This is a genomic window from Rickettsia endosymbiont of Lasioglossum villosulum (assembly GCF_964026455.1).
GTDB lineage: Bacteria > Pseudomonadota > Alphaproteobacteria > Rickettsiales > Rickettsiaceae > Rickettsia.
Genome location: NZ_OZ032152.1, coordinates 1,335,183 through 1,362,127, shown reverse-complemented (window position 1 = coordinate 1,362,127; position 26,945 = coordinate 1,335,183). Strand labels below are relative to the sequence as shown.

Below are 26,945 nucleotides of genomic sequence, written 5' to 3'. Positions count from 1 at the left end.
AAAGGTAAGTATACTAGCCTTTCATTACAGCGGCTACTTCATCGGCGAAGTTTTTTTCTTCCTGCTCTATACCCTCACCAAGTTCATATCTGATAAATTTAGTAATTTGAATTTCTGCACCAAGTTCTTTAGAAGCATTTTTGATTACTTCAGCAACAGTTAGTTTATTATCAAATAAGAAATTTTGCTGTAATAGCACAACTTCAGCAAAGAATTTACGAATTCTGCCTTCTACCATTTTTTCGATAATATTGTCAGGCTTACCTTCTTCTTTTGACTTCTCAAAGAATACTTTTCTCTCACGTTCTACAAGGGCTTGATCTAAACCAGAATCATCTATACTTTGTGTATTATTTCCTGCCACGTGAACAGCGATTTGCTTAGCTAAAGCTTCTAGTTTTGCCGTATCTTTTGCACTTGATTGTAGACCTACCAATACAGAAATTTTACCTAAGTTTGGTGCAACTTCATTATGTACATAAGAGCCAATCGCTCCTTCAGATACTTTTAGTACTTCCATGCGGCGTAGTGTTAAGTTTTCACCTATTGTAGCAATATTTTCTACAACGTCTTCTTCTACTGATTTGCCGTTTGGCATTTTAGCTGCTTTTAGTTCTTCTACATCTTTAACATTTATTGCAAGGTTAGCAATATTTATAACTAGATCTTGGAACTGCTCATTTCTTGCGACAAAATCGGTTTCAGAATTTATTTCAACGACAACTCCAGTTAATCCATCAACTTTAGCAGCTGTTAAACCTTCAGCAGCAACGCGTCCGGCTTTCTTTGCAGCAGTAGCAAGACCTTTTTTACGCAAAAAGTCAACAGCTTCTTCAAGATTGCCTTTAGTCTCGATTAAGGCTTTTTTACAATCCATCATTCCAGCACCAGTTTTTTCTCTGAGCTCTCTAACGTCACTAGCACTTATATTTACTTCACTCATACTTTATCTATCTCCATTTAATTATGCATTTTAAAAAGATGTCTAATTTTTGTCTTCATCAGCATCACTTAATGCTTGCTCAAATTCTGTATTTGCTTCTTCATTGATATTTTTTGTTTTAGAGAACTTTTTAGCTTGTTTCAATTTAGAAACATTTTTAGGAGCTAAATTTTTATCGCCATGTTCTTGGATGCTGCCTAAATCGACTCCTGATGCTTTCATTGATTCTTCTAAACCTTGTAGTGCAGCATCAGCAAATAAACTACAATAAAACCTAATTGATCTTATTGCGTCATCATTACCTGGAATTGGATAATCTATATGATCAGGGTTAGAATTAGTATCTACAACAGCCACGATAGGTATATCAAGTCTTACAGCTTCGCTAATCGCAATATGTTCTTTATTAGTGTCGATAATTACTATTAAATCTGGCTTAGAATGTAGTTCTCTAATTCCAGCAAGTGATAGAAGTAATTTATCTTTCTTGCGGTTCATATCAAGTATTTCTTTCTTAGTATAACCGATGCAAGCTTCTTCATTTTCTAAAGTTTGTTCTAATTTATTTAATTTCTCTATAGAACCTGAAATAGTTTTCCAGTTAGTTAGCATTCCGCCAAGCCATCTATGATTTACATAGTATTGTCCGCATTTTTCAGCATATTCTGCTATAATATCGCTTGCTTGTATTTTTGTACTTACAAATAATACTTTGCCATCATTTTTTACAGTTTCATATATTGCATTTAAAGCAACATTCATTAAAGCTGCTGTTTGTCTTAAATCAATTATATGTACCTCATCACGCTCACCATATATATAAGGTGCCATTTTAGGATTCCAACGTGAAGTCTTATGACCAAAATGCACGCCGGCATCTAATAAATCTTTAACATTAACTGGTGGTATTTTTGACATTTATTTCTCCTGATTATTGTTAGTTTATACCTCCGTAAAATTATTTTGTCATCCCGCGTGCTTGTAGCGGGATCTTGTATCACAGGCTATGTCCTAAGATCCCGCTACAAGCACGCGGGATGACATGCATGAACTAACATTTATCTTACGTGTGAATTTGCTTAAAAATATAAGCCTACAAATTATATACTTATATTCCGTAATTTACAAGTCCTTATTCTTTCCTCCATATAGTAGTGCCGTTTGGCTTATCTTCTAAAATTATTTTTTCATTTAATAATTTGTTACGAATTTGATCAGCTAATCCCCAATTTTTTTGCTTTTTTGCTTCTAAGCGTTCATTAATAAGATTATTTATATAATTTTCGTCTACATTTTTATTAAACCATTCATGTGGTGTTTCGTTCATTAATCCAATAAAATTAGCACAAGCAATAAGATTAGAGGCATTAAATTGCTTTTCTTCTTCGGTATTAGCTGTAAAAATGGCTTTGGCATAGTCGTTAATTATTTTAATAGCAAGCGGACTATTCATATCGTCAAGCAAGCTTTGCATAAAGTCGTTAGGCAGAGTATCTATTTTTTGTATATTTATATTTTGAATAGCTCTATACCAATAATCTAGAGTTTTTTTAGCATCCTCTATAGCCTTGTCGTTATAATCAAGAGGACGTCTATAATGGGCGGTTAATAAAAATAATCTTACTATTTCGCCTTTAATTTGTTTATCCATTAAATCCCTGACAGTAATAAAATTACCAAGAGATTTACTCATTTTTTCGCCGTTAACTGTTAAAAAGCCATTGTGAACCCAGTATTTTGCATAAGTGGAGTTCGAAAAAGCACATTTACTTTGTGCAATCTCGTTAGTATGATGTGGAAATATTAAATCAGCACCGCCGCCATGAATATCAAAATTTTTGCCTAAATATTTATAGCTCATTGCTGAACATTCAATATGCCAGCCGGGACGTCCTAGTCCCCATGGGCTTTTGAAGTTCATACGTACATCTTCATCTGGTTTTGCTGGTTTCCATAAAACAAAATCCTGTGGATGCTTTTTAGTTTTGCTATTTTCTACCCGTACACTCTCAAACATATCTTCTAATTTTTGGTTAGATAGTTCTGTATAATTAGGAGCTAATAAAACATCAAAATAAACATGATCATCTGCAATATATGCATGCCCAGATTTAATTAGCTTTTCTATTATTTCGATCATTACATCAATATGCTGCGTAGCCTTTGGTTCTATAGTAGGTGGTAAACAAAATAGATATTTCATATTCGTATGAAATTCTTTTGTAACTTTGTCTGTTAACTCGTTAATGCTAATACCTAAGTTTGCTGCTCTCTCAATTATCTTATCATCTACATCGGTAATATTCCGTACATATTTTACAGATTTAGCCTCAAATATATCTACAAGTATGCGATAAAGTAAGTCATATACCACTACCGATCTACTATTGCCAATATGTGGGTTATCATAAACAGTCGGACCGCATACATACATTTTTACATTAGTCTGATCTTCAGGTTCAAATAGTTCTTTGTTTTGGGTGAGGGTGTTAAATAAGTATATTTGCATAAGGTTTGGTTTATTTACAAAAAGTTAGATTTCCTCATATTATGAGGCTTTTTAGCCATAGTATAATTAAAAAATCCAATAGTTAATAGAAATTAATAATTTCTATTGACTCTAATTAACAAAAATTATATATTGCCACTCGTTTAAGTTAATATTAATGAGATAAATCTAATGAGTTTGAGATATAAGCTAAAATCTACATTGTTAAAATACTCTTTCGTTGTTGCCATATCAATAAATTTATTGGCAATTAATTCAGGAATATTATTGCTTACTTTAAATAATAAAGCAGAAGCTGCACCGCCGCCGCCGCCACCTCCACCACCGCCGCCGCCACCAAAAACACCACCTGTTGATCCTAAATCAGCAGCAAAAGATATTAATGCTGAATTAGGTGCAACATTTGATCCTTATGATACACTTAAAAAAAATAGGAAAAAAATAAAAAATAAAAAAGATAATTCTGATTTAGAAGCCTTTTTAAATTTGAATGTAATAACACAGATGTCTAAGCTATTTTCTATTGTTCTTACTCAACACACTGATAATGATGAATTACGTACAAGGTTTTTTAAAGATATTGTAAGGAATAATAAATTGTCTCCTACAGAAAAATTTAATTTGGCAAACCAAATTGCGGCTAATAATGGAATATATGAGAAAGATGATAAAGGTAACATTATAATTGATAATACAAACTTAAATAATAATATAATAGGTTCTACATCTTATATTTCTAATTTTAATCCAAATTATAGATATATAATTTTGTATAGTACGCCAACAGAGATTTTAGAAAAAGATCTCACCTCTGAAATTATCGATATTGCTAAAGGTTTTGAAAAAGATTCTAAAGGAAATTCTTATAGGAAGTTTGATGCAACAAAACTTAAGCAATTAGAACAAGAAAGAGTTTATAGTTTAATAAAATCAGAAGCTGAATCACTAATAAAATCAGCTTATGGTAATAATATAGATTATATTGACTATTATGATAATAATATAAGTAATAATAGTTATGAAAAATATTTTACAAAATATGAAAAAGACGTAATAACTAACGCTTTAGGTCATAAACGTGCCTATGAAGAAAAAAAAGAAGTATATAAAATTGAGGTAGATAAACTAGATAGATCGATCTTAAGTGAAGAAGAATATATTAAAAAGTGTGAAGAAATACTTGAAAAAATTGGAGAAAGTAGTTGGACCACTTATCAAGTTTCTAAACCTGGTAGTAGCAGTAAAATAAGCTATGAAGAGTACGAAAAACTAGTGACAAATGAAGCAAAAAAACGAGCCGTAATCGCAAAATTTTTAATAGAAGATAATAATAAAATAAACGGAAAAAGACTAAAAATAGTAAAGGAAGATGGTTCTAAAGAATATGTAGATAATGCAGAATTTAATTTAATAATGGCTGAAAATAATTGGGATTTTACACCGGCAAATATACCACTTTCTCAAGTAATGAGGGCTGCAAGTAATTTATCTGAAAATGAAAGAATAAAAAAATTATTAGCTCGAATTGAATTTTTAGAAAATAATACTAATAACCTAGATATAATTAATGAGCTTGAAGATGCAAAAAGACAATTAGATGAATTAAAAAGTAAAAAAATTACTGGATTATTTGCTTTAAATAATAATGGTGAAAATGCATCAATATCTTTTGATCAAAATTTGATAGATATACTTAAAATTTTAAAAGAGGTCCCAGATTTTGTTAGTATAATAAGAGCACATCCCGATTTGTTTCCAACTATATTTAATGATCCTGATACTCTAGCATTTTTAGAGAAATGTTCACCAGAAGATTATGAGAATATAATAATAGAGTTAAGTTTATTAGATTCAAAATCTCAAGACCTAGAATCTTTAATTGTAAAAAAGCAAATATCTGAAGAAGTTACTTTGCATAATCAAGTAGCTTCTATTACTAATAAACCTATTCATATGGGTATTCATGGTAGATTGTTGTTGCCTACTGCTGCGATTACTGGCGGTGATGAAGAGGACGCAATAAATAGAGGAGTATGGATCAGTGGTTTATATGGAGTAAGCAATCAAAAAGCATGGAGAAGCATACCGAAATATCAAGGACACACTAGCGGTGTAACTATCGGTATGGACACAGAGCTTAGTAATAGCTCTGACGTAATAGGTATAGCTTATTCAAGAATTGAGTCGCATTTTAAATATAATAAGAAGTTTGCTAAGACCGCACTTAATGGGCATTTACTTAGTATTTATGGTTTAAAAGAATTACCGAAAAATTTTTCATTGCAAGCTATAGCATCTGTTGGTCATAATTATATTAAAAATAAAGCTACAACTGCTAATAATATTATTGGTAAATATCAAAATAATAACTTTAATTTTGAAGCATTATTAAATTATAAATATCGTACAAATTATAATTTATACTTAATACCAAATATTGGATTAAAATACGATTATTCAAGAAGTAGTGGTTATAAAGGAAATAATTTTGTACAAAAATTAATGATTCAAAAGAAGTCAAATCGACTATTAACAACTAGTTTAGGCGGTAAGATAGAATTTAAATCGATAAAGGTTTTAAATGATATAACGCTGGTGCCGAGCTTGTATGGGAGTATAGAAAATCATTTTTATAATAAAGATACAAAAGTTAATGCTAAGGCAATTTTAAATAATCAAATAATAGAAGAGAAGATTATTATATCAAAACAGCCTAAATTTGCTTATAATATTGGAGGTAATGTTCTTTTGACGAAGAAGAATATAAATGTAATATTTGAGTATAATCATTACACCCATAAAAAATATAAAAGCCATCAAGGGTTAGTGAAGTTAAAAGTTAATTTGTAGAACAAAATAGATAAAGAGATAAGGCTTTATTCTCTTTATCTATTTGAATTTAAGTAAGTAATATTAGTAATTACTTCTTGACAGTATACAAGTATTACTTTATATTTTTTATCTATTATATAAGTTAAAGTTTGATAGGTTAAGCTTATGTCTCGTAAATGTGAACTCACTGGAGTGGGTGTTTTATATGGCAATAATGTATCGCATTCACAGCGTAAAACTAGAAGGCGTTTTGAGCCTAATTTAAGATCGGTTAAGTTTATAAGTGATATAACAACCGCAGAATATAGATTATCAGTTAGTGCTAGATGTATAAGTTCAGTTGAAAAAGCTGGCGGTTTTGATGCGTATATGTTAAAAGCTAATAATGATGCTTTATCCACTACAGCTAAAGCTATTAAGAAAAAAATAATTCAGACTAAGGTGGCAAAATCATTATGAAAAATGGGATACATCCAGACTATAAAAAGTTTTTAATTAAAGTTGGAAGTGATGTTTTTGAAACAATGTCAACTCATCCTGCAGGTGAGATTTTAATGGATGTTGATTTTAGAAAACACCCAGCATGGAATAAAGATATTGGAAATGTAGTAAATCAGTCTAACAAAAGCGTTAGTGATTTTAATAAAAGATTTTCCGGTCTTTCTTTCGGTAGTCAAAAAAAGGAAGCTAGTTAATTTCTATAATCGGGTGTAGGCATTTCCGCATAGATCAAGAACGTTTCCAGTGTGTCATCACGTTGGCGGCTTTTTTGTGTGGATCGAGAGTCGTCATTGCGAGTGAATGAAATGAGCGTGGCAATCCAGAAAATAATAAAAAATACTAATTTTATTAGTATTTTTAATTGGATCCCGTGAATAAATCACGGGATGACAGGGGGAGAATGATCCACGTAACACACATTACTATGGGGTAAAAACTTACTCTAATCATTTATGTCGCTAATCTTTGTTTATAATATTAATAAACAAAGTCATCAAATTTCTTTATTGCGGGGTGGAGCAGCTCGGTAGCTCGTCAGGCTCATAACCTGAAGGTCGTTGGTTCAAATCCAGCCCCCGCTACCATATATTTTATTTTAATTTTTTTATTGTTGCCTTGTAAATGAAGTTCTCGTGTGGATCGAGAGTCGTCATTGCGAGCGAACTTAAGTAGAGGGCGGCATCTCATGAAGTAATACAACATTCTTAAGATTGCTTCGTCGAAACTTACAGTTTCTTCTCGCAATGACGAAAAAACTGATCCACGAGGGTAATTTTGCTACAGGATGACACAGGACGTATAATATACAGGTTACAAAATTATGACTGATGAAAAAGTAATTAATAAAAAATTAGTAGGTGATAATAAGCTTTTTCGTCATCAAGCTAAATTTGTAGCTGGTGCTATGGATATAAAGCAACTTCCTAATTTTGCATTACCGCAAATTGCTTTTGTTGGTAAATCAAATGTCGGCAAATCAAGTCTAATAAATACTATATGTAATAACAAAAAACTTGCTAAAGTTTCTAATACCCCAGGGCGTACTAGGCAGATTAATTTCTTTAATCTTGTAGATAAACTTATAATAGTTGACCTACCAGGTTATGGTTTTGCAGAAGTTCCAAATCAAGTTAAAGATCAGTGGGAAATATTAATTAATCATTACTTACGCAAGAGTGATAATCTAAAATTAGTTAACTTATTGATAGATTCAAGAAGGGGAATTAAAGAGAACGATAAAAAAGTAGCGGAGTTATTACTTGCAAATAAGCGAGATTTCCAAATTATTTTTACAAAATCCGATAAAGTTACGGATCGTAAAAACCTTAACCTAGAAGCACAGAATTTTCTTGCAACTTTAAACTACTCATATAATCTTATTTATGTAAGTAGTAGGAGTAAAGAAGGTGCAAGAGAACTTAAAACTAGTTTGGCAAAATGCATCAAACTTGAAAAGTAAAGAAATAGATAATATTTCTGAATTAGGCGACATTACTATAATTAGGGATATAATCACATGTAGTAACGAGCTTAGAAATCAAGCGATAGTTCTAAAGTTACCAATCAATATTATTATTAATGAGAAGTTGTTTGCTTCTTTTATAGAATCTATCAAACTGCTTGAGATGTGCGGTGCTAAAATCTATATAGTACATGACCATATAGATTTAGGTAATCTATCTTTAATATCACAATTAGATAAAAGTTTCAGTAAAAAATTTAATAAAGTAAGGGAAAATAGTTCCATAGATAATCCTATTATTATGGAAATTCTATCGAGTTATGTCAACAAACTTATTGTGACAAAACTTAGCAATAAAGGTTGTTATGCGGTTGGTATTTCAGGAAAAGATGCGAATTTACTACAAGCAAGAAAATCAAAATTATCACATAGAAGAGTTGCAAATCGTGACGTTATAGATATTGGCTTTGTAAGCGAGCCTATTATAGTTAACCCAGAAATTCTATTAAATTTTGAAGATAGTAATATTATACCTGTAATCACTCCTTTTGCTAATGATGACCAAGAAAAGACCCATTTACTAAATGTTAATTTAACTGCTGCGACAATTGCTGTTACTTTAGGAGCAGAGCATCTAATATTTCCATATGAAATGTCCCAGATATTTAGAGGATTTCAGTATAATATGAAAATACAAAATGCTAATTTGTTAAAATCAATGCTAAATGATAGTAATCATTATTTAGAAGAAGAATTAATCAAAATAGCAATTAAGGTGATTGAAAGTATAGGTAATAATGTGCATTTTGTTAATAGTAAGATACCAAACTCAATATTATTAACTATGTTTGCAAATAAAAATATAAATTTATATTAATAATTTTTAAGTTTATGTTTATTATTGAATAAAAAATATAAAAGAGGAAAAGTATATGGCAGGAACATTAGCAACCGATCTTTTATTCGTAGGGCTAACTAGACCACCCATGATATTTGGTGTGAGTATTAAATTTGCAGCATTAAATATGATCATGACTATGATAGTATTTATTTGGAATAACGGCATTATGATTTTATTCATCGCAGCAGGTCTACATTTAATAGCCTATATTATATGCTTTAAAGAGCCACGATTTATAGAGTTGTATATGAATAAAATGTCAAGGACTAGCCAATGTCCTAATAAATTTTATTATGGGGCAAATTCATACGGAATTTGAATTTGATATCATTCCTATTAGGGATTAGCCTATTGTGTGGATTATATGTCATTCCCGCTTAAGGCTTTGCCCGCGTGGATCGATTTTTCCCCTGTCATCCCGTGATTTATTCACGGGATCCAGTTAAAAATACTAATAAAATTAGTATTTTTTATTATTTTCTGGATACCGTGGACAAGCCACGGCATGACTACCTTAGGGTGCTTTTCGATCCAGGCGGGCAAAGCCTTAAGCGGGAATGACATTATAAGAACCAAAAATCAAAATAGTTAAGTTGAGTTACACAATGAAGTTATTTAGAACTAGAGCAGCTAATGAATTAAGAGCTAAACAAGATAGACCTACTTCGCATTTTATCCCTTATAAATGTCATTGGGATAGTAATACCATTTTAACTAAAGATAATTCGCTTCTACAAGTTATTAAAATAAATGGCTTTTCTTTTGAAACAGCCGATGATGAAGATTTAGATATTAAAAAGAATATAAGGAATGCCTTACTTAAAAACATGGCTTCAGGAAATATTGTTGTATATTTCCATACTATCAGAAGACGTAAAGCAGTAATATTTGACGATACTGAATTTACTTATGATCCTACTGTAAAAGTACCAAACGATTTTATTACGTATCTTGGAGCAGAATGGCGTAAAAAACACGCAGGTGCTAGATCGTTTTTTAATGAATTATATGTCAGTATTTTATACAAACCTGATACTGGTGGTGCAGCTATAGTTGAGTATTTTTTAAAGAAGCTTAGACAAAAATCTAATAAAAATGTTTGGGAAAATGACATGAAAGAGATGAAAGAAAATCTCCAAGAAATGTCAAACAGAATAGTTAATACATTTAGAAGTTATGGAGCTAGGATTCTTGGAGTTCGTAAAACTCCTACAGGTAATTATTGTGAAATGTTAGAATTTCTTTCATCTTTAGTTAATTGTGGCGACTCGCCAGGTTCAGTAGCATTGCCACGTAGTACTATAGATGAATATTTACCAACACATCGCTTGTTTTTTGATTCACGTACTATTGAGGCAAGAAGTTCGATTGGAACTAAATATGCTGGAATAATAAGTATTCTTGAATATGGACCTAATACTTCGGCAGGGATTTTTGATGGATTTTTGCAAATGCCTTTTGAGTTCGTAATGACTCAGAGTTTTATATTTGCTAACAGAACTGTAGCAATTGGTAAAATGCAATTACAGCAAAATAGAATGATACAAGCAGGTGATAAAGCTACTTCACAAATTGCTGAAATATCAACAGCACTTGATATGGCAACTAGTGGTGATATTGGCTTTGGAGAACATCATCTATCACTTTTATGTTCTGCAAATAGTATTAAAGCTTTAGAAGATATATTATCAATGGCATCTGTTGAGCTTTCTAACTCAGGAATTCAGCCTGTTAGAGAAAAAATTAATATGGAGCCTAGCTATTGGGGACAGTTGCCGGGAAATATGGAGTATATAGTTCGTACATCCACCATAAATACCCTTAATATGGCTAGTTTTGCCTCTCAACATAACTACCCTATTGGAAAGGTGAGAGATAACCATTGGGGCGAATATGTCACAGTGCTAGATACAACTTCAGGTACTCCGTTCTATTTTAATTTCCATGTAAGAGATGTTGGGCATACTTTAATCATAGGTCCGACTGGTGCCGGTAAAACTGTTCTTATGAATTTCTTATGTGCTGAAGCACAAAAATTCAAACCACGTATGTTCTTTTTTGATAAAGATCGTGGTGCTGAAATATTTATCAGAGCTTTAAACGGTGTTTATACAGTTATAGATCCAGGTTTAAAATGTAACTTTAACCCATTGCAGCTTGAAGATACTAGTGAAAATAGAACGTTTATTCTAGAGTGGTTAAGGGTGCTTGTAACTTCTAATGGTGAGAGTATAACAGCACAAGATAATAAAATATTATCGCAAGCAGTGAGTGGTAATTTTAGACTAGAAAAAAAAGATAGGCGGCTTAGTAATGTAGTAGCGTTTCTTGGAATCGATACACCAGATAGTCTAGCAAGTAGAATTGCGATGTGGGTTGGAAATGGTTCTCACGCTAAAGTATTTGATAATGAAGTAGATGATATTGATTTGCAAAAAGCTAGAGTGTTTGGCTTTGATATGACTGAATTACTTAAAGACCCAATAAGCCTTGCTCCGGTATTGTTGTATATTTTCCATCGCATAAATATTTCTTTGGATGGGCAAAAAACTATGATAGTACTTGATGAGGCTTGGGCTTTAATCGATAATCCAGTATTTGCTCCTAAAATCAAAGATTGGTTAAAAGTGTTGAGAAAACTAAATGCTTTTGTTATATTTGCTACTCAAAGCGTAGAAGATGCAGCAAAAAGTAGAATTAGTAATACGTTAATTCAGCAGACGGCTACGCAAATTTTCCTACCTAACCTTAAAGCTACCGATATTTATCGTAGTGCTTTTATGTTAAGTCAGAGAGAATATATTTTGATTAAAACTACCGACCCTACGACGCGTTACTTTTTGGTAAAACAAGGAGTAGACGCAGTAGTTGCTAAAGTGAATTTAGACGGTATGAATAATATAATTAGTGTTTTATCGGGTAGAGTGGAAACTGTTATACTACTCGATCAAATTAGGGAAAAATACGGGAATGATCCGGAAAAATGGTTGCCTATATTCTATGAAGCAGTTAAGACATTGTAGATTTAATGGATTATGGTTACTGGTTGTTGTAAGCCTAAAAAATCGTCTGAGCTACGCGACTGCAAGGAGCGTGGTAATCCAAAAAAATAATAAAAAATGCTATAAGTTAGCATTTTTTACTGCATTGCTTCGTCAAAATTTTCAATTTTTCCTCGCAATGACGTTTATCACACACGAGGCAAGTAGCTAGTCATGAAATTATTTCCTCGTACTTTACTTAAAATTTTAGTAGTCAGTTTTATCCTCAATTTTGGGGTTACAAGCAAGTCATATGCCGATGATACCCTTGATACTATTGTTAATACACTACAGAATTTAACTTGTGAAACACAAGGAGTCGGTGACTTATTACGTACCGAATTTTCTCAAACTTGCATTGTCGCTCCCTTTTTTACTTTTGCTATAATGAATCTTGTATCTCCTGTTTTATACATGAATACATTCTTAAAGCTTAGAATAAATGACAATGAATTATTTGGTACAAAATTTCCGGGAGGGCAATGTACGCGTGAAAACAGAGCTGACCCTGACCCTAAAAAACTTGAATTAACTTTTGGTTTATGTAGTAATGCAAAACTTACAGTAGTTAGAGCAAAAGCAGTTGTAGAATCAGCACTTGCTATTGCTAAAGCTGTATTAACCGGTACTGATCCATGGGATGATATAAAGGAAGCTTGGAAAAATAAGAAAGAAGATTATTATAATATATATACCCAAAAGCCTGAAGATAGCGGTACAATGTGGGATATGGGGGTGCCGATTTTTTGGAAAGTTGTTCAAGATAATGATCGTATATGTGTCGGAACATATGGTTTTACAGGTATAGTACCGGTGGGATGTAAATATATAAAAGAGCCATTTCCAAAATCTATGTATAATAGCTTTATGGATGTAAACGATACAGATTTTATTGACGATCCTAATAATAAAGCTGTTGATCCTTTAGCATTGGTTTCTTGTAGTGCAGCAGGTGGGGGGTGCTATCAAAAAGCTTATAACGCTTCAAGAACTGCAGTAGTTATGACTTCTCCGCTCATAGAATGCATAAGACAAATGATTGCAAGGCTATTAATCAGTCAAGATGTATGTAGCTTTGATGATGTAAACTCAGTAGTTAATTCAGCTTCAAGGCAGACTAGTGCTTTATTCCAGTTTCAAGTAGGAATGTATAGAATAGTTACGGCTTTCTTAACTTTATATGTTATGCTTTTTGGTGCTAAAATACTTCTTGCAGGTCAAGTTCCTCCAAAAAATGAGTATATAAACTTTATATTAAAAATAATATTTGTAACTTATTTTTCAATAGGATTGAACATAACGCCAGGTAGTACTTCCCCTTATGACCGTATGGATGGGATGATTCAATGGGCATTTCCTTTCTTGCTTAATGGTATAAACGGATTAGCAAGTTGGGTTATGAATGCTGCACCATCTGGGTTATGCAAATTTAATGGTCCGGATATTTCATATGACAATAGTGTTGCATATATTGCCTTATGGGATGCTTTAGATTGTCGGGTAGCCCATTATTTGGGGCTAGATATGTTATCTACACTATTAGTTGAGAATACTTATAGAAGCCATAATTTTGCAAATTTTGACTTTTTTAGCTTTAGTGCTCCTCCATATATCTACCTACTAATACCCGCTATAATATCTGGTAATATGATGCTAGTATCTCTAGCTCTTGCCTATCCGTTGCTTGTGATCTCAGTGGCTGCCTTTATGGTTAATGCCACTGTTATGTGCATGGTATCTATAGTAATACTTGGTATTTTAGCACCTCTTTTCGTACCGATGTTTTTATTTGATTATACACGAAATTATTTTGATAGCTGGGTTAAGCTAATGATTTCGTTTTTACTTCAGCCTATGGTAGTAGTTACTTTTATGATTACTATGTTTGCGGTTTATGATTTTGGTTTTTACGGAAAATGCCAATATGAAAGTAAATTGATTCATAATAGTGTAGAGGGTGCCTTACAGAGACAAACTTTTAAAAGGGATGTTTTAGTATTTTTTGTTGATAATGATTGGACAAAATATAGTAAAGAAGATGCAGAAAGTTGTCAAAATAGCTTAGGCTATATGTTAAATAATCCGATTTCAACAGCTTTTAACTTTGCCAAAGACAGTGTAGAACAAATAGTTAGTAGTAAACCAAACCAGACTTGCGATCCAAAGGCAGCCGATGCAGATACTAAATGTAATCCAAAACCTGGAGATAGTAGTACAAGTAGTTTCCTCTCTAAATTCCAGTTTTTATCAGGAGTAATTTTAGGTCCGGGAATGTTCTTTGTTTCTCCTAAATTACTTTTTGAGAAGATTAAAGATATTTTACTTGCTCTAGTTACAGCCTGTTTTACCTTATATTTAATGTATAATTTTAGCAGCCAGCTAGCTAATTTTGCAGCAGATATGACGGAAGGGGTAGCTCTTAGCAGCGTTGCCATAAAACCGCAAGCGATATTTAAAGCCGCAATGGCAGGGCTTGCTGCTGCAGGTGCTGCAACCAAAGGTCTTGACCAATTCGCTACCAAAGGTGGTGGCGGTGGTGATTTACTCAGCACTAAAGGTGGAAGAGCCGGTGATTTAGTAAAAGGTAGCGGCGGTGGTGGTGGTAGTGAAGGAGGTGATTCTTTCACATCAGGTGGTCTTAGAGAACCGTCTAGTACGGCTGCAACTCCATCTTCTGCACTAAGTTCTGTTGGTAAAAGTGTAGGCGGCACAGCAACACCAAGTAGTGCTTCTGAAGAAATGCTTGATACTAGCTTTAGCAATAGAAAACCTATAGAAGCACCTGTGTCTCAACCAACGACAGTTTCAACGCAAATTGATACTGCTATTAAAACTGAGCCACCGAAAGTAAGTGCAGCAGAAGTTGTAAGAAGTACTGCAGAAGATAAGCTTGAAGATTTATCAAGTAAGCTTAATGTTACAAAAGAAATTAAAGAAGCTGTGCCTGAATCTCAGAAAGAAGAACAAAAAGAGCCAAGAGTAAAACATACTACTGAGGTGGAACCGGAACTTAATTTAGATGAAAACCTTGGAGTTACACGTACTATCAGAGGGTTTGATAAGGACAGAAAATTTACCGAACAAGAAAGTCACGAATTAAAGATAGGTGAGGCAGGATACGTAAAGCAAGAGATGAGAAATGCTCAAATTCGTGATAGAAGAGCAGCATTTGAGAAAGAAACGGAAGAATTATATCGTAGTGGGGGTGGTAGAGCAAAAGATAAAGCAACCGAGCGAAATGATGGAACGATTGAAAATAGAAGCAAGAAAATAGATAGCGGTTCCGATGAAAATCCATAATATTATAAAAATTATTATTGTCGTTTGTTTGGAAGGTTTTGCTTTAACTAGTTTTGCCGGCTTTGGAGATTCTTGTGCCTCGTTGCCAACTACTACAGATGGGTATTTAGAATCTGATACGGCATATGGTTACATAATTCGTAGTATTGATATGAAAGCACCCGGAGGGAATTGTGATGCAAACAAGCCGGGTATAACTTTTTGCTTTAAGAATAAAGATGGTAGTAGTGACCCTTGTACTATGTATACTTTAAATCAAGGTGATTCTAAAAAAATTAGCGATTTAAGCAAGGATAATAATCCTGATCTTGGTGCAAATCCTATATTAAAAAATATAGTCTTAACAGTGCAAACATGGCAAAATGATATATGTTTGCTTATGCCAACGTCAAGAGGACCAATGCCGGTGGCATGTAAAGCATTAAGTAATACTCCTGCTCCTCCCACTATTGATCCTGGCTGTAATAATATAGGGCAAAGTTGCTATACTGGAGCAAATTATAGTCAATCATTAATTAACTTTTCCGGTCTTGCTGTCCAGTGTTTAAAAGAAACTCTTGATAAAATATTTTTTGTAGGAAATAGTTGCGGTTCACAAAGTCAAAGTTCTGAAATAACTAATCTTACTGCTTTCCCTACCTTTCAAGGATATTTAAAAAATGCTATTGGTGCTGCTCTGATTCTGTACGTAATGTTTTTTGCATTTAATATGGTGCTTAATAAAGAATATGGCAACCCAGATAAAATAGCCCTTTTTATAATAAAACTTTTATTTGTTACTTATTTTTCTATAGGGCTTGGTCCTCTGAATTTTAATAGCAGTCAGCCAACTCAAGAGAATGGTATGTTAAAATACGGGTTACCTCTCTTAACAGGAATAGCACCGGAATTTGCACAAATTATTTTTAATGCTGCGGGTTCAAAAGGATTATGCGTATTTGATACTTCAAAATACCAAAGTGGGTATCAATTTTATGCTTTATGGGATTCTATAGATTGCCGTATAGGTTATTATCTTGGTTTAGATTTGCTTTATAATATAGATAAAAATGGCATATTGAGCAGTTTTGCAAGAGGTGATGGTGGTAATAGTAGCGGCAGTATACCTATACCAAATCTCGGAACTCCTGATAAAAACAGTCCAAATGCTTTAACTTCAGTAGGGTCTTTAAGGTTTTTTACTGTTATGTTTGGTTTCTTTATGGCAGGAAACGTCATTATTCTTATAAGTGGTTTAGTATTTGCGGTAATATTCCTTTCTATACTTTTATATTTTATCACACATTATTTAGTTTGTATGATTACTATTTATGTGATGACATATGTTTCGCCAATATTTATTCCTATGATGTTATTTAATCGTACAAAGGGTTATTTCGATGGATGGTTGAAAGTATCATTGTCATGTGCATTACAACCAGCTGTAGTAGCAGGCTTTATAGCTTTATTAATTACCATGTATGATTCAGCGATATTTAAAAATTGTGAGTTCTTAAGGTATGATTACGAAAAAAATAATGTAAAATTTAGTACTTTTGAACTAAGGTTGCCAGCTAGTAGTGCAGAGGTGTGTCAAGAAAGCTTTGGATATAAAATGCTAAATTATTATGCTGGTAAAGGTTGGGAAGAACATTTAGTCATACTTTTCCCTATAAAATCAATTGCTAAAGATGTTGTGTCCATTCTTGCTGAGCTGTTGTGCGTTTTGGTATTTTCGGTAATTTTCTATTATTTCTCTAAATCGATAAGTCAATTTGCTGCTGATTTAACTAATGGTCCAAAAATGGATGCGGTAACAGCAAGCCCAACTAAAATTGTTGATTTAGTAAAACAAGGAGCAGCTTTTATTAAGGATGCCGCACAAGCAACGCAAGGTAAACCTCCGGGTGGTGGTGATATGCCAGGCGATGGAGGAAGTAAACGGTCAGAAGGACAAAAAGGTGATGATTCATTTATCTCAAGCGGAGGAAATAGCAGCGGAGATTCACTATCATCGAGTGGAGGTAAATAAGGTAATATGCAAAGTAGCTTAATAAAAATTTTAGGTGTGCTTGCTATAGTAGCAACCCTTGTTTGCTTCGTTTTTGCAGCCCTTGGAATGATAGGAGCAGTAAGCGTTGGTAATGGTTGTTATATGAGGTATGCTCCAGGTGGTAAAGGAGGGTCAGATTCTATAACTAGTACAATTACTCTTAACGCTAATGCTAATTATGTTAATACCTCTACAATGTTACCAGATGGTACTATGCAGCTTACTCCTGATCCTGCTCATTATGGTGAGTGGTTAAATACCCAAGTAGAAGTAAAAGATAAGCAAGCAGTATCATTACAAGTAGTTGGTCAGATTAGTTTATGTCTTGCTTATGTGCCGAAAGATAATTTGCAATTTACTGAAAGTACAAGACCAGGTAAGTCTAATTTAGACGATAATGGCAAGATGATTCCTATTCCTCGTGTTACAGATGTTAATAAACCGCCGCTTTCCTTGATAATGGATGCAAAAAATAATGAGTGGCGTAATATTACTGAAATGTATGCTAATGATAGAATATTAGTTTCGGTGACGCCTAATTATTCTCCTGGGGCAGGTGGGACAGTAGGGGTTACGGATGCTTTTAAAGGCACTAATGTTACGGCTGATTGCTCAGAAAATAAAACTACCTATAGCCCAATTTGTGGAAGATACTCTATTTACTCAGGACCATATGTAAATGCTTGTGAATTAAAGCAAAATTATTGGCAAGGTAATAAAAAGCAAAAATGTCCAAATGGTTGCGTTTGGGGAACGATAGATTGGTGTTACACGGCCCCCTCAGCTTGGTGTACTTATTATTATGTATGCGATTCCTTACCGGCTTGGATAAATAATTATGGAACAATGCCGGAACCTTATAAGGATGATGGCACTTTTACTTTTAGTTGGGCAAGTAATTCTGGGGGTATATTTATTGATTATGCTAATCTTCAATGTTCTAATAATGTTAATATTCCGCCAAACGGCAAATGTCCTGATAGTGTAGATGATCGTAGTCCTAAAGATAAAGATTATATAGGCGGAGCTTGGTGTACTTCAGGTGTATGTAATGGAGGGGAATTTCAATCACAACGAAGATTTTGGTATACGTCAGATGGTAATGGTGGTAAGGGTCCAACAGGCTTAATATGGCAAATAAGTAATACAAGTAACGTAGATTCAACCCTACCTTCCACCTTACAATTTGCTCAATTTGTAACAGCTTCAGATCAGCCTACCGAATATGGTAATGAATATAAAGTAATATATAATATACCATTTAATAGTAATACTGATAAAGGCTATTTACAGTATAGGCTCTGGTGTCCTACTTCTCAGGATGCAAGTAAAAATACTGGTGGTTATGTTATGAACATCAAACAAACTAAATGCTATAGAGAAAATGGCAATAGTTTAACTGATGTTTTTAATAATCGTGGTCAGGTACAATATTTAGTAGTACCAAGTGCAGAAAATCCAAATACTAGCGGTAAGAATTATTCGCCTGAAGCTGCTATAGTAGATAGTAAGGGTAAAGCTAATTTTAATGCAGCTGGTGAAGGGTATATATGGATGAGAGTTCTAAACGATCAGAATGATTATAAAGATAGTGAGGGTAGTTATAAAGTACATTTTTCAACTTCTCAGTCAGTAGGAAGCTTTACTATTAAAGTAATGAATCCTCTACTTCAGTTATTTAAAGGTAAAGTTAAAGGGGCTGCTGAGTCTATTTTCCGAAATATAGTATGTTATGGAGGGGATACGTCTTCTTGTACTAACTTTTTTAATTATATTAAAGCACTTCTAATTCTTTATGTTATGGTTTACGGGGCAATGTTTTTACTGGGCTTTGCAAAAATAAACCAAAAAGATTTAGTAGTTAGAATAGTAAAAATAGGTATTGTTAGTGGACTTATGAATGGCAATACGTTTGAGTTTTTTAATAATTATCTATTTGACACTATTGCTAACTTTTCCGATGAAATTATTTCTAATATGAGCGGATATAGCTTATTTACTTCCACTAATGCGGTTTCAAATCCTTTCATGTTTTTAGATGCCGTAATGAGTAGAATATTGTTTAGCCAAACATTTATGGCACAATTACTTGCATTATTATCTTTAGGTCTTAGCGGTATTATATATTTTATAATTGCTGTTATTGCAGTAATGATTGTAATTATAACGGCATTTAGAGCAGCTGCCGTTTATATTATGGCATTTATGGCAACTTGTATACTAATTGGTATAGCACCTATATTTATTAGCTTCTTATTATTTGATTTTACTAGGTATTTATTTGATAATTGGGTTAGATTCACAATTAGATATATGATTGAGCCGGTTGTTTTAATGGCTGGTATTATCGTGCTGACTCAATTATTTACGATATATTTAGATTTTGTTTTAGGTTATAGCGTTTGTTGGAAATGTGCACTACCTATAAAAATTCCATTTATCGGTACTATTTTACCGGTTGCATTACTTAATGTACCAATCTTTTGTATAAACTGGTTTGCACCTTGGGGCATGGATTATATGTCGGGTATGATGGGTGTGAATATGCAAAATATAGTTGCATTAGTTATTATAGCTTATGGTATGTATGGTTATGTTGAGTTTTCCGGTAATATGGTGGCAAGACTGACAAGTGCGGCTGGTCCTTCAGCTACTAGTATGGGTGGAGCAATGTCAGGTGCTGCAGAGCAGGGAGCATTGAGCCAAGTAGGTATGGATGAAAAAACAAGAAAAGGTATTACTGGTAGAGCAAAAGAACGATTAAAGCAACGTAATGAAACTTTAAAGCAAGCTGAGAAAACTAGAAAAAATGCACCAAAAGAAGAGCCGCCTAAAGCGGAAATACCAAAATAAAAAATTATGAAAATTATTAAAAGTTTAATTTTATTAGTTTTATTTATGGCGTCGCCTGTCAAAGGTGATGACTTTACTTGGATGTCAAGTGGGCTTAGCAGTCTTAAAAGCATTTTTGGTTGTTTAGAAGTACCTACATTTACAAGTTTCCAAGAGGGTAAAATAGGTATTAGTTTATCGACTGCTGGAGATTGGCAATCAACTGGTAGTGTAGTTGACAAAGGTAAGCTGCTTAAGATTAAATGGTCTACTGCAGGTCTTACCCCAGAGCCTCGAAAATATCTAGTATTATATAGAATTGACCCAAGGTTTAGTGTTCCGCAAGTCTTTATAAAAACTTATAATTACAAAAACTCACAGTTTGAAGTTGCAGGATTCCCAGGTTTTAGTACAGCAAATGATGGTGTTATACCTCCTGATAAAAACCTTGATGCATTATCATTTACTAAGATGAATAATTATGTTAACTACTTTAATTATGCTAATGGTAATCCAAAAATTCAGGTTAATGTTGGTGATATAGTAAATATTAGTCTAGCTGATAAAGATGATTTTTTTAATCCAAGTACATCAAAAACTCCAAGCACCTTAAATAATATACTAGCTAAAGAACTCGATAGTTCTGTATTTGCCGCTTCTGCTCTTTACACTGAAAGCAATCTTGGTAATTTTGAAAATAGGATAGTTTACTCAAGTGCAGAGCAAGTTTGTAATATTATAGATGCCCAAAGAGCAACTTTATGTACTGGTACAGGTTCGGCTACAAAATATACTAATGTTAGTAATGGTGCATTAGTTGGTAAGCCAATGGCTGTAACTACACTACAAAATTTTATGAGCATGATTAACTCTTGCCCTGCTAATTCTAATTTAAATGCTAACCCTTCTTGTTATTATGATCAAGGTAGAGGAATGGTTATTAAAATAGGTGGACAAGTTATTAAAAATCGTGATCAAAGTTTTGTTAATAATGATAATACACAGAATGGTTTTATGTATTATCAAGCAACTAGCGGTGGTGCTATAGATTTTAGTAGCGATTGGCAGCCTACCGGTATGTTTAATAATTCTTTTTCAATGAGTGATTGGAGTAGAAATTTTTCTAATTATACTGATTTTGCAACTTATATAACTAATGGTAATTGGGCAACTAATTTTTTATATTTTGGTCGTTATGCAATGATTGTTGAGATAGGTAACGGTACAAACACCATCAGCCCAGGTGATCAACAAAATATAACTTTAGAGTATTTAATAACAGCTGATGGTACATTACCTAGTTCATCTACTCCCGGCACTACAGTCGGTTATGATTTTTCAGGTGATGCACCACAAGATGGATATTTATGGTTAAGAGTAAAAAATCCTAATAGTAATATACAGGGAACAATTAGTGTAGATTATGCTAATTATACTGGTACAACTTGGTTTTCAAATATAGTTTATAATGGGGCAATTAAACCTATTACAGATCAATTTAGAACTTATAGCGAGGATTTTTATTTTAAGTTAGTTGCAAATTCTGCAATACAAAATATAGCTAAAACCGCATTAACGCTTTACGTTACTATATTTGGTTTAATGTTTGTTTTGGGGGCTTTGAAATTAACTGCTGTAGAAGTAGTAACTCGTATATTTAAAATAACTATAGTAGCTATTTTACTTAGACCTGAAAGCTGGAGTTTCTTTAATAACAATTTCTTTAGTGCATTTATTAATGGTATAGATTTCTTTGCAACGAATGTTGTAGGTGCTACAAGCTCTAAATCTAATATTTTTGGTTTTATTGATCCTATATTTGATAAATATACTAATGGTAGGATTTGGGGATTACTGTTTATTCAGCTATTGCAAATACATAATGGTTTAGCATTTATTGCTATTATAACCATTTACTCACTTATTACTTATTTTAGAGCAGTACTTGAAGTAATTATAGGTTATGTTATAGCCTTTATAGGCTTGACAGTTATGATTTCATTAGCACCATTTTTTATAATATTAATGTTGTTTGAAAAAACAAAAACTATGTTTGATAGTTGGATATCAATTCTATTTAGCTATGTAGTGCAGCCAACGATATTATTGGTTTTCTTTTTATTAATAGATCAAATTTTATCAGAACAGCTATTAAAAGTAATTGTTAGAGCTTGCTGGGATACGCTCATACCGATTAAAATAGGGCTTGATTTGTCAAACCTTGGTATTCCGTTAAATTTTTCTTTTACTTTACCGTTTTTACTAGGAATACCTTTTTTTGTTCCACAAGTTCCAGATATTACTAGTTCTAATATTTTAACAAATGACACTAATACATTTTTAGTATTGTTCACTACAGCTTTATTATTTTATTCATATTGTCTAATGTCATATGGTTTAGTAAGTTTTGTAACTATAGTTGTTGGTATGTTAACGCAGGTTACTCCTGCACGAATAGAAGGTAATTATCAAGCTCCTTCTAATCCTACAGAATCTATTATGAAAGATATAGGTTCAGTAGCAGCCCCAATTAAGAAAGCTGCCCTTGCTCCAGCACGGGTTTTTAAAGATAAGGTAATTGATCAGAATTATGAAGCTAGAAAGCCGCAAGGTGGTGGGGAGCATACAGGTAAGTTTTTTCAAAATCGTAATGATGCGAAACCTGAGCAGACGGAAAGGAACGATTAGTGTCATTGCAAGGAGCCGTAGGCGACGTGGCAATCTTATGAAATATTTAAGAATCCTAAGATTGCTTCGTCAAAACTTGTAGTTTCTCCTCGCAATGATGTTGAAATTTAAAATAATAAAATTTTTATGGATTCCGTGGACAAGCCACGGAATGACAAATCGATTTAAAATGAACAGAAATATTTTTATTACATTATTAATATCGTTATTAGCACTGTCGGGGTGTACTGGGGATACTTGTATCGATCCGGATGATTTCGGTTTTATAAAATTTAATATTTCTTCTAGATATGATCCATCTGAAGTTACTTCAAGACAAGAGGGGGATCAGGTAGCACCATGGCGGGATAGTGCTTATAAAGTAAATGGTTATCCTTTAACAATTATGGTAAGACCTTGGGATTATATGTCTGGGGACAAGAATACTTCAGGGATGTTATCAGCATGGTGTCCATGGTATGGGCAGCAGAATAATTTTACTACCTTAGCTGAGTTTTGTGTTAGACTGCGACCATGTCAATTTACTGACGGTAAGATGTGTCCAACTCCTACGCCAAGAGATGCACCTATTAATAATGCTCCTTGTATACTTACAAACGGGGTAGGGCTTTATTTTTTAATTGCTGATAAAGGTTCTAATCCTAATATGTCGCCAGATTCACAGCGTAGCCCGAAAGGCATAACGCAGCATTTAGGTGAACCAGTTACAAGCCAAGGTTATGAATTTTATAGTATTAGCAGTACTGGAAAGTTTTTACAAGCCGGTGGTATAAATTACCAATATGGTGGTTGTACTAGCTTACCTTGCGATCAAGCTTCAAATTATGCTCAATCTCCTCTATATTTTAAAATTTTAGACAAATTTTATGATGATAATAGTGGACAATATAGGGTAGTAATAAAATCCGGAGTCAGCGATACAAGACCTGATCCCCTACAATTTTTAACAAATTTAATAAAGAATGAGTTATTTGGTACTAGCGATAAAGATCCTGGAATTGTAAGACAAACTTATCAGCAAATAATTGAAACACCTGGCTATAGATTAAGTGTTTCGGCTCTTTTAACTCTTTATATAATGTTTACTGGATTTTCCTTTTTAATAGGAAACATAAACATGACTCATGTTGAGCTGGTAGTTAGAATACTAAAAGTCAGTGTAGTTTCAATATTATTAAGTACAAGTAAAGCTTGGACATTTTTCCATGATTATTTATTTGTATTTTTTGTTGAAGGGCTAGCACAGATATTACAGATAGTACAAGATGCTTCAACAGGTCAAAGTTTACTAAATCTTCTTATTTCCCCGCAAACTTTATCTAAGCTATTTTCTTTATTATTTGTAGACCCACTTGGGTTTATTTATATCATATTATATTTAATAGCTCTGTATTTTATTTTCTTACTTATATTCAAAGCTACAATTATTTATCTTACGGCACTAATAACTATTGGTATGATTATAACAATGGCACCGATATTTATTTGTTTCATGTTATTTAATATAACTAGATCATTATTTGAAAATTGGTTAAGGCAATTAATATCATATGCTATACAACCTATAATTTTATTTGTCGGTATTGCTTTTATCGGAATGATTATTAAAGCGGAAATACAATCGACATTAGGTTTTGCTGTCTGTAAGAAAGATTTTCCCGATTTAGGACCTATAAATCAAATTTTTGGTAGTTTTACAGAAGATTTAGATTCAAGTATTGGTAATTCGATATTTTATTGGTGGTTTCCGGTACCAATGAAAGGAGGAATTGAGAATTTCACTCAAGCAGATATATTAGTTCCTGAAGATTATACCAAAAATGATGGTACTAAGTGTTTGGCATATCAATGTATAGATAAACGTTATATTCAATTACCGTTTTTAGACTTAGTTAAAGATGCAAATAGAATTAGTAATTTTATAAATGGTAAATTCGTCCAGCTTGATGGCTTGTTATTGATATTTGTTTCTATTTATTTGCTTAGTAAATTTAATGATACTGCTATATCGACGGCTAGTTTTATTGCGGGTACTTCGGGTAATTTAACATCGATACAGGCTGTTAACCAGCAATCTTACGATTCTATCATGAAGCAGGTCAATAGACCGATAAATTATGCAACAGGAGTTATTAGTAAGCCGATAAACCGAATGCAAGAGCAAACGAATATGTTTTTTGCTGAAAAATATCAAGGGCTTATGATGGGTAGGCTTGAAAATAAAGCCCTCAGTTCTTCAGCTAACAAAGCGGTGCAAAATGAAGTTAAAAGAAATTATGGTATAGACTATAAAGACGTTAATATGCAAGCTGGAGCAGATTATAAAAACGGCATTTCTAAATTGCTAGATAATAAAGCGTTTTTACCGAAAGGTGGTGATTTGGATGTGAAAAAACTAGCAACTATGAATTTTGCACGGCTTCGAGATGAATTTGCCAAAAATAAATATGGTGCAAAAAATTATAGCTCTTTAACTAGTGAACAAAAACTAGAGCTTGATAAATTCATGAAATCCGATTTAGGTGAGAAAGGTAAATCAGCAAAAAGCTTACGTGAGCTTGCAAGTGATGCAAACTTTACTAGAGATTATCAAAGTGCTTATAAATATGCTCATAAAGAAATGTCAGGAAGAGGAGTTGGGCTATTTGGTAAAAATATAGGAGTGCTTAGAAACTGGCAAGAAATGGAAAATCGCGTAAAAACTAAACGTGAATTAAAAGAACAAAAACGTGTAGCTATAGGTGAGAAAATATATGCCGGCTATACAGGATTAAAAAGAGAAGCTCTTACTGCAATAGTTGGTAAAGATTTACGTGATAAATATGAGGGTAATCTAACTAGTGCCGAGTGGCATGACTTTGACTATAACGATCCACAGCTTAGAACTTATAGCGAAAGTCTAAAAGATAAAGAAAGAGCACGAGAAGTCAAAGAGCTTCAAATGCAGATTAATAAAGAAACGCTTGCTGTTCAAGAAGATATATTATCGCCTGAATATTTAGCAAGATTAAAAAGACCAAGTGATGTAGAATATTATCAGGAATTAGGTCAAAGAAGGCTTATTCATGAAGTGCGTGATAGATTATCTGAAGGAAGTGATCCAGTGATAATGGGTGATAGATTTATGCAAGAAAAAGCTACCGATGATCAAATGCGGACTATGATAGATAATGCTCATCAAAAACATGCAGAATTTATAGATCAAGATCGATATACTCGTCGTCAAGAGCATTACGATATTATGCATGAAAAAGCTCAAGAAAATATCGACAGAACTTATAAAGAGATTAAAGATCATTTCAAAAGAGAGGATATTAAGCTTGAGGAAATGCCAGCTTTAATAGCACAATATGAAAGAGAGAAACCAATAGAATCTTTTGATAGTAAGACAGAGCCTTCTCTAGATAAAAGGATTGAAGAAGCAGTTAGTAACTTTAATATCAACGCTAAAAATTATGAATATAGTGCATCGGTGCTTAATAATATAGAAGAAAGAAAACAGGCTATTACTGATGAAGTAAATGCTCAAATTGATCGAATTAATAAATATAGAGAAAATGCTAAAATGCCGAAATACCAGAAACCGGTAGAGAATTCAGGAAGAAAGCTCAGAAAATTAGAAGACCATTTGAGAAATATGAAGTAAAAAACCGTCACCCCGTGGCGGCATTGCCCGCGTGGATACTAAGTCGTCATTGCGAGCGAATGAAATGAGCGTGGCAATCCAGAAAAAATAATAAAAAATGCTATAAATTAGCATTTTTTTACTGGATTGCTTCGTCAATTACTTCGTAATTTCCTCGCAATGACGGCAAAACTGATCCACACGGGCAATACCATCACTGGCTGACACCGAAAGCGTTTTCGGTTCTTGTCATCCCATAGCTATTACCAATTTCTATGG

15 protein-coding genes and 1 tRNA gene are annotated in these 26,945 nt (G+C 33.1%); 13 read left to right on the top strand and 3 right to left on the bottom strand.

Translation table 11 applies throughout. The annotated features are described in order from the left end of the window. Positions 1–13: 13 nt before the first annotated feature. From tsf to cysS, 3 genes are all read right to left on the bottom strand, one after another. Positions 14–943: a translation elongation factor Ts gene (gene tsf, locus AAGD49_RS06740; protein ID WP_341788466.1), complete on the bottom strand. Its 930-nt coding sequence runs from the start codon at positions 941–943 to the stop codon at positions 14–16. Between the two features lie 42 nt (positions 944–985). Continuing rightward, positions 986–1,861 (bottom strand): 30S ribosomal protein S2, encoded by an 876-nt coding sequence (rpsB, locus tag AAGD49_RS06735; RefSeq protein ID WP_011477933.1) that lies wholly within the window; start codon positions 1,859–1,861, stop codon positions 986–988. A gap of 214 nt (positions 1,862–2,075) precedes the next feature. Beyond that, positions 2,076–3,452, bottom strand: a complete 1,377-nt coding sequence (gene cysS / locus AAGD49_RS06730) for a cysteine--tRNA ligase (RefSeq protein WP_341788465.1) — start codon at positions 3,450–3,452, stop codon at positions 2,076–2,078. A 171-nt stretch (positions 3,453–3,623) separates the two neighbouring features. On the opposite strand from cysS, the gene AAGD49_RS06725 reads away from it, so the two are divergent. The 13 genes from AAGD49_RS06725 (at position 3,624) to AAGD49_RS06665 (ending at position 26,687) form a co-directional block, all read left to right on the top strand. After that, positions 3,624–6,302, top strand: coding sequence for an autotransporter outer membrane beta-barrel domain-containing protein (locus AAGD49_RS06725; RefSeq protein WP_341788464.1), 2,679 nt, complete (start codon positions 3,624–3,626; stop codon positions 6,300–6,302). 147 nt (positions 6,303–6,449) lie between these two features. Next, positions 6,450–6,743, top strand: a complete 294-nt coding sequence (rpmB, locus tag AAGD49_RS06720) for a 50S ribosomal protein L28 (protein ID WP_341788463.1) — start codon at positions 6,450–6,452, stop codon at positions 6,741–6,743. Beyond that, positions 6,740–6,979, top strand: a complete 240-nt coding sequence (gene rpmE, locus AAGD49_RS06715; protein WP_016948660.1) for a 50S ribosomal protein L31 — start codon at positions 6,740–6,742, stop codon at positions 6,977–6,979. The genes rpmB and rpmE overlap by 4 nt, the downstream gene beginning before the upstream one ends. A gap of 313 nt (positions 6,980–7,292) precedes the next feature. After that, positions 7,293–7,369 (top strand) — tRNA-Met (locus tag AAGD49_RS06710). A 236-nt stretch (positions 7,370–7,605) separates the two neighbouring features. Beyond that, on the top strand, positions 7,606–8,244 hold the full coding sequence (gene yihA / locus AAGD49_RS06705; protein WP_341788462.1) for a ribosome biogenesis GTP-binding protein YihA/YsxC: 639 nt from the start codon (positions 7,606–7,608) through the stop codon (positions 8,242–8,244). Then, complete coding sequence (locus AAGD49_RS06700; RefSeq protein WP_045799127.1) at positions 8,192–9,124, top strand: acetylglutamate kinase; 933 nt, start codon at positions 8,192–8,194, stop codon at positions 9,122–9,124. The genes yihA and AAGD49_RS06700 overlap by 53 nt, the downstream gene beginning before the upstream one ends. 55 nt (positions 9,125–9,179) lie before the next feature. Further along, on the top strand, positions 9,180–9,467 hold the full coding sequence (locus AAGD49_RS06695) for a type IV secretion system protein VirB3 (RefSeq protein WP_011477926.1): 288 nt from the start codon (positions 9,180–9,182) through the stop codon (positions 9,465–9,467). A gap of 286 nt (positions 9,468–9,753) precedes the next feature. Further along, positions 9,754–12,171: a VirB4 family type IV secretion/conjugal transfer ATPase gene (locus AAGD49_RS06690; RefSeq protein WP_341788461.1), complete on the top strand. Its 2,418-nt coding sequence runs from the start codon at positions 9,754–9,756 to the stop codon at positions 12,169–12,171. 192 nt (positions 12,172–12,363) lie between these two features. Next, a complete protein-coding gene (locus AAGD49_RS06685; RefSeq protein WP_341788460.1) occupies positions 12,364–15,489 on the top strand; it encodes a type IV secretion system protein in 3,126 nt (1,041 codons plus the stop codon). Next, complete coding sequence (locus tag AAGD49_RS06680) at positions 15,476–17,500, top strand: type IV secretion system protein (protein ID WP_341788459.1); 2,025 nt, start codon at positions 15,476–15,478, stop codon at positions 17,498–17,500. Before AAGD49_RS06685 ends, AAGD49_RS06680 begins: the two co-directional genes overlap by 14 nt. 6 nt (positions 17,501–17,506) lie before the next feature. Further along, positions 17,507–20,374, top strand: a complete 2,868-nt coding sequence (locus tag AAGD49_RS06675) for a type IV secretion system protein (protein ID WP_341788458.1) — start codon at positions 17,507–17,509, stop codon at positions 20,372–20,374. Positions 20,375–20,380: 6 nt separating this feature from the next. After that, on the top strand, positions 20,381–23,041 hold the full coding sequence (locus tag AAGD49_RS06670; protein WP_341788457.1) for a type IV secretion system protein: 2,661 nt from the start codon (positions 20,381–20,383) through the stop codon (positions 23,039–23,041). 169 nt (positions 23,042–23,210) lie between these two features. After that, on the top strand, positions 23,211–26,687 hold the full coding sequence (locus tag AAGD49_RS06665) for a type IV secretion system protein (protein WP_341788456.1): 3,477 nt from the start codon (positions 23,211–23,213) through the stop codon (positions 26,685–26,687). Positions 26,688–26,945 lie beyond the last annotated feature (258 nt).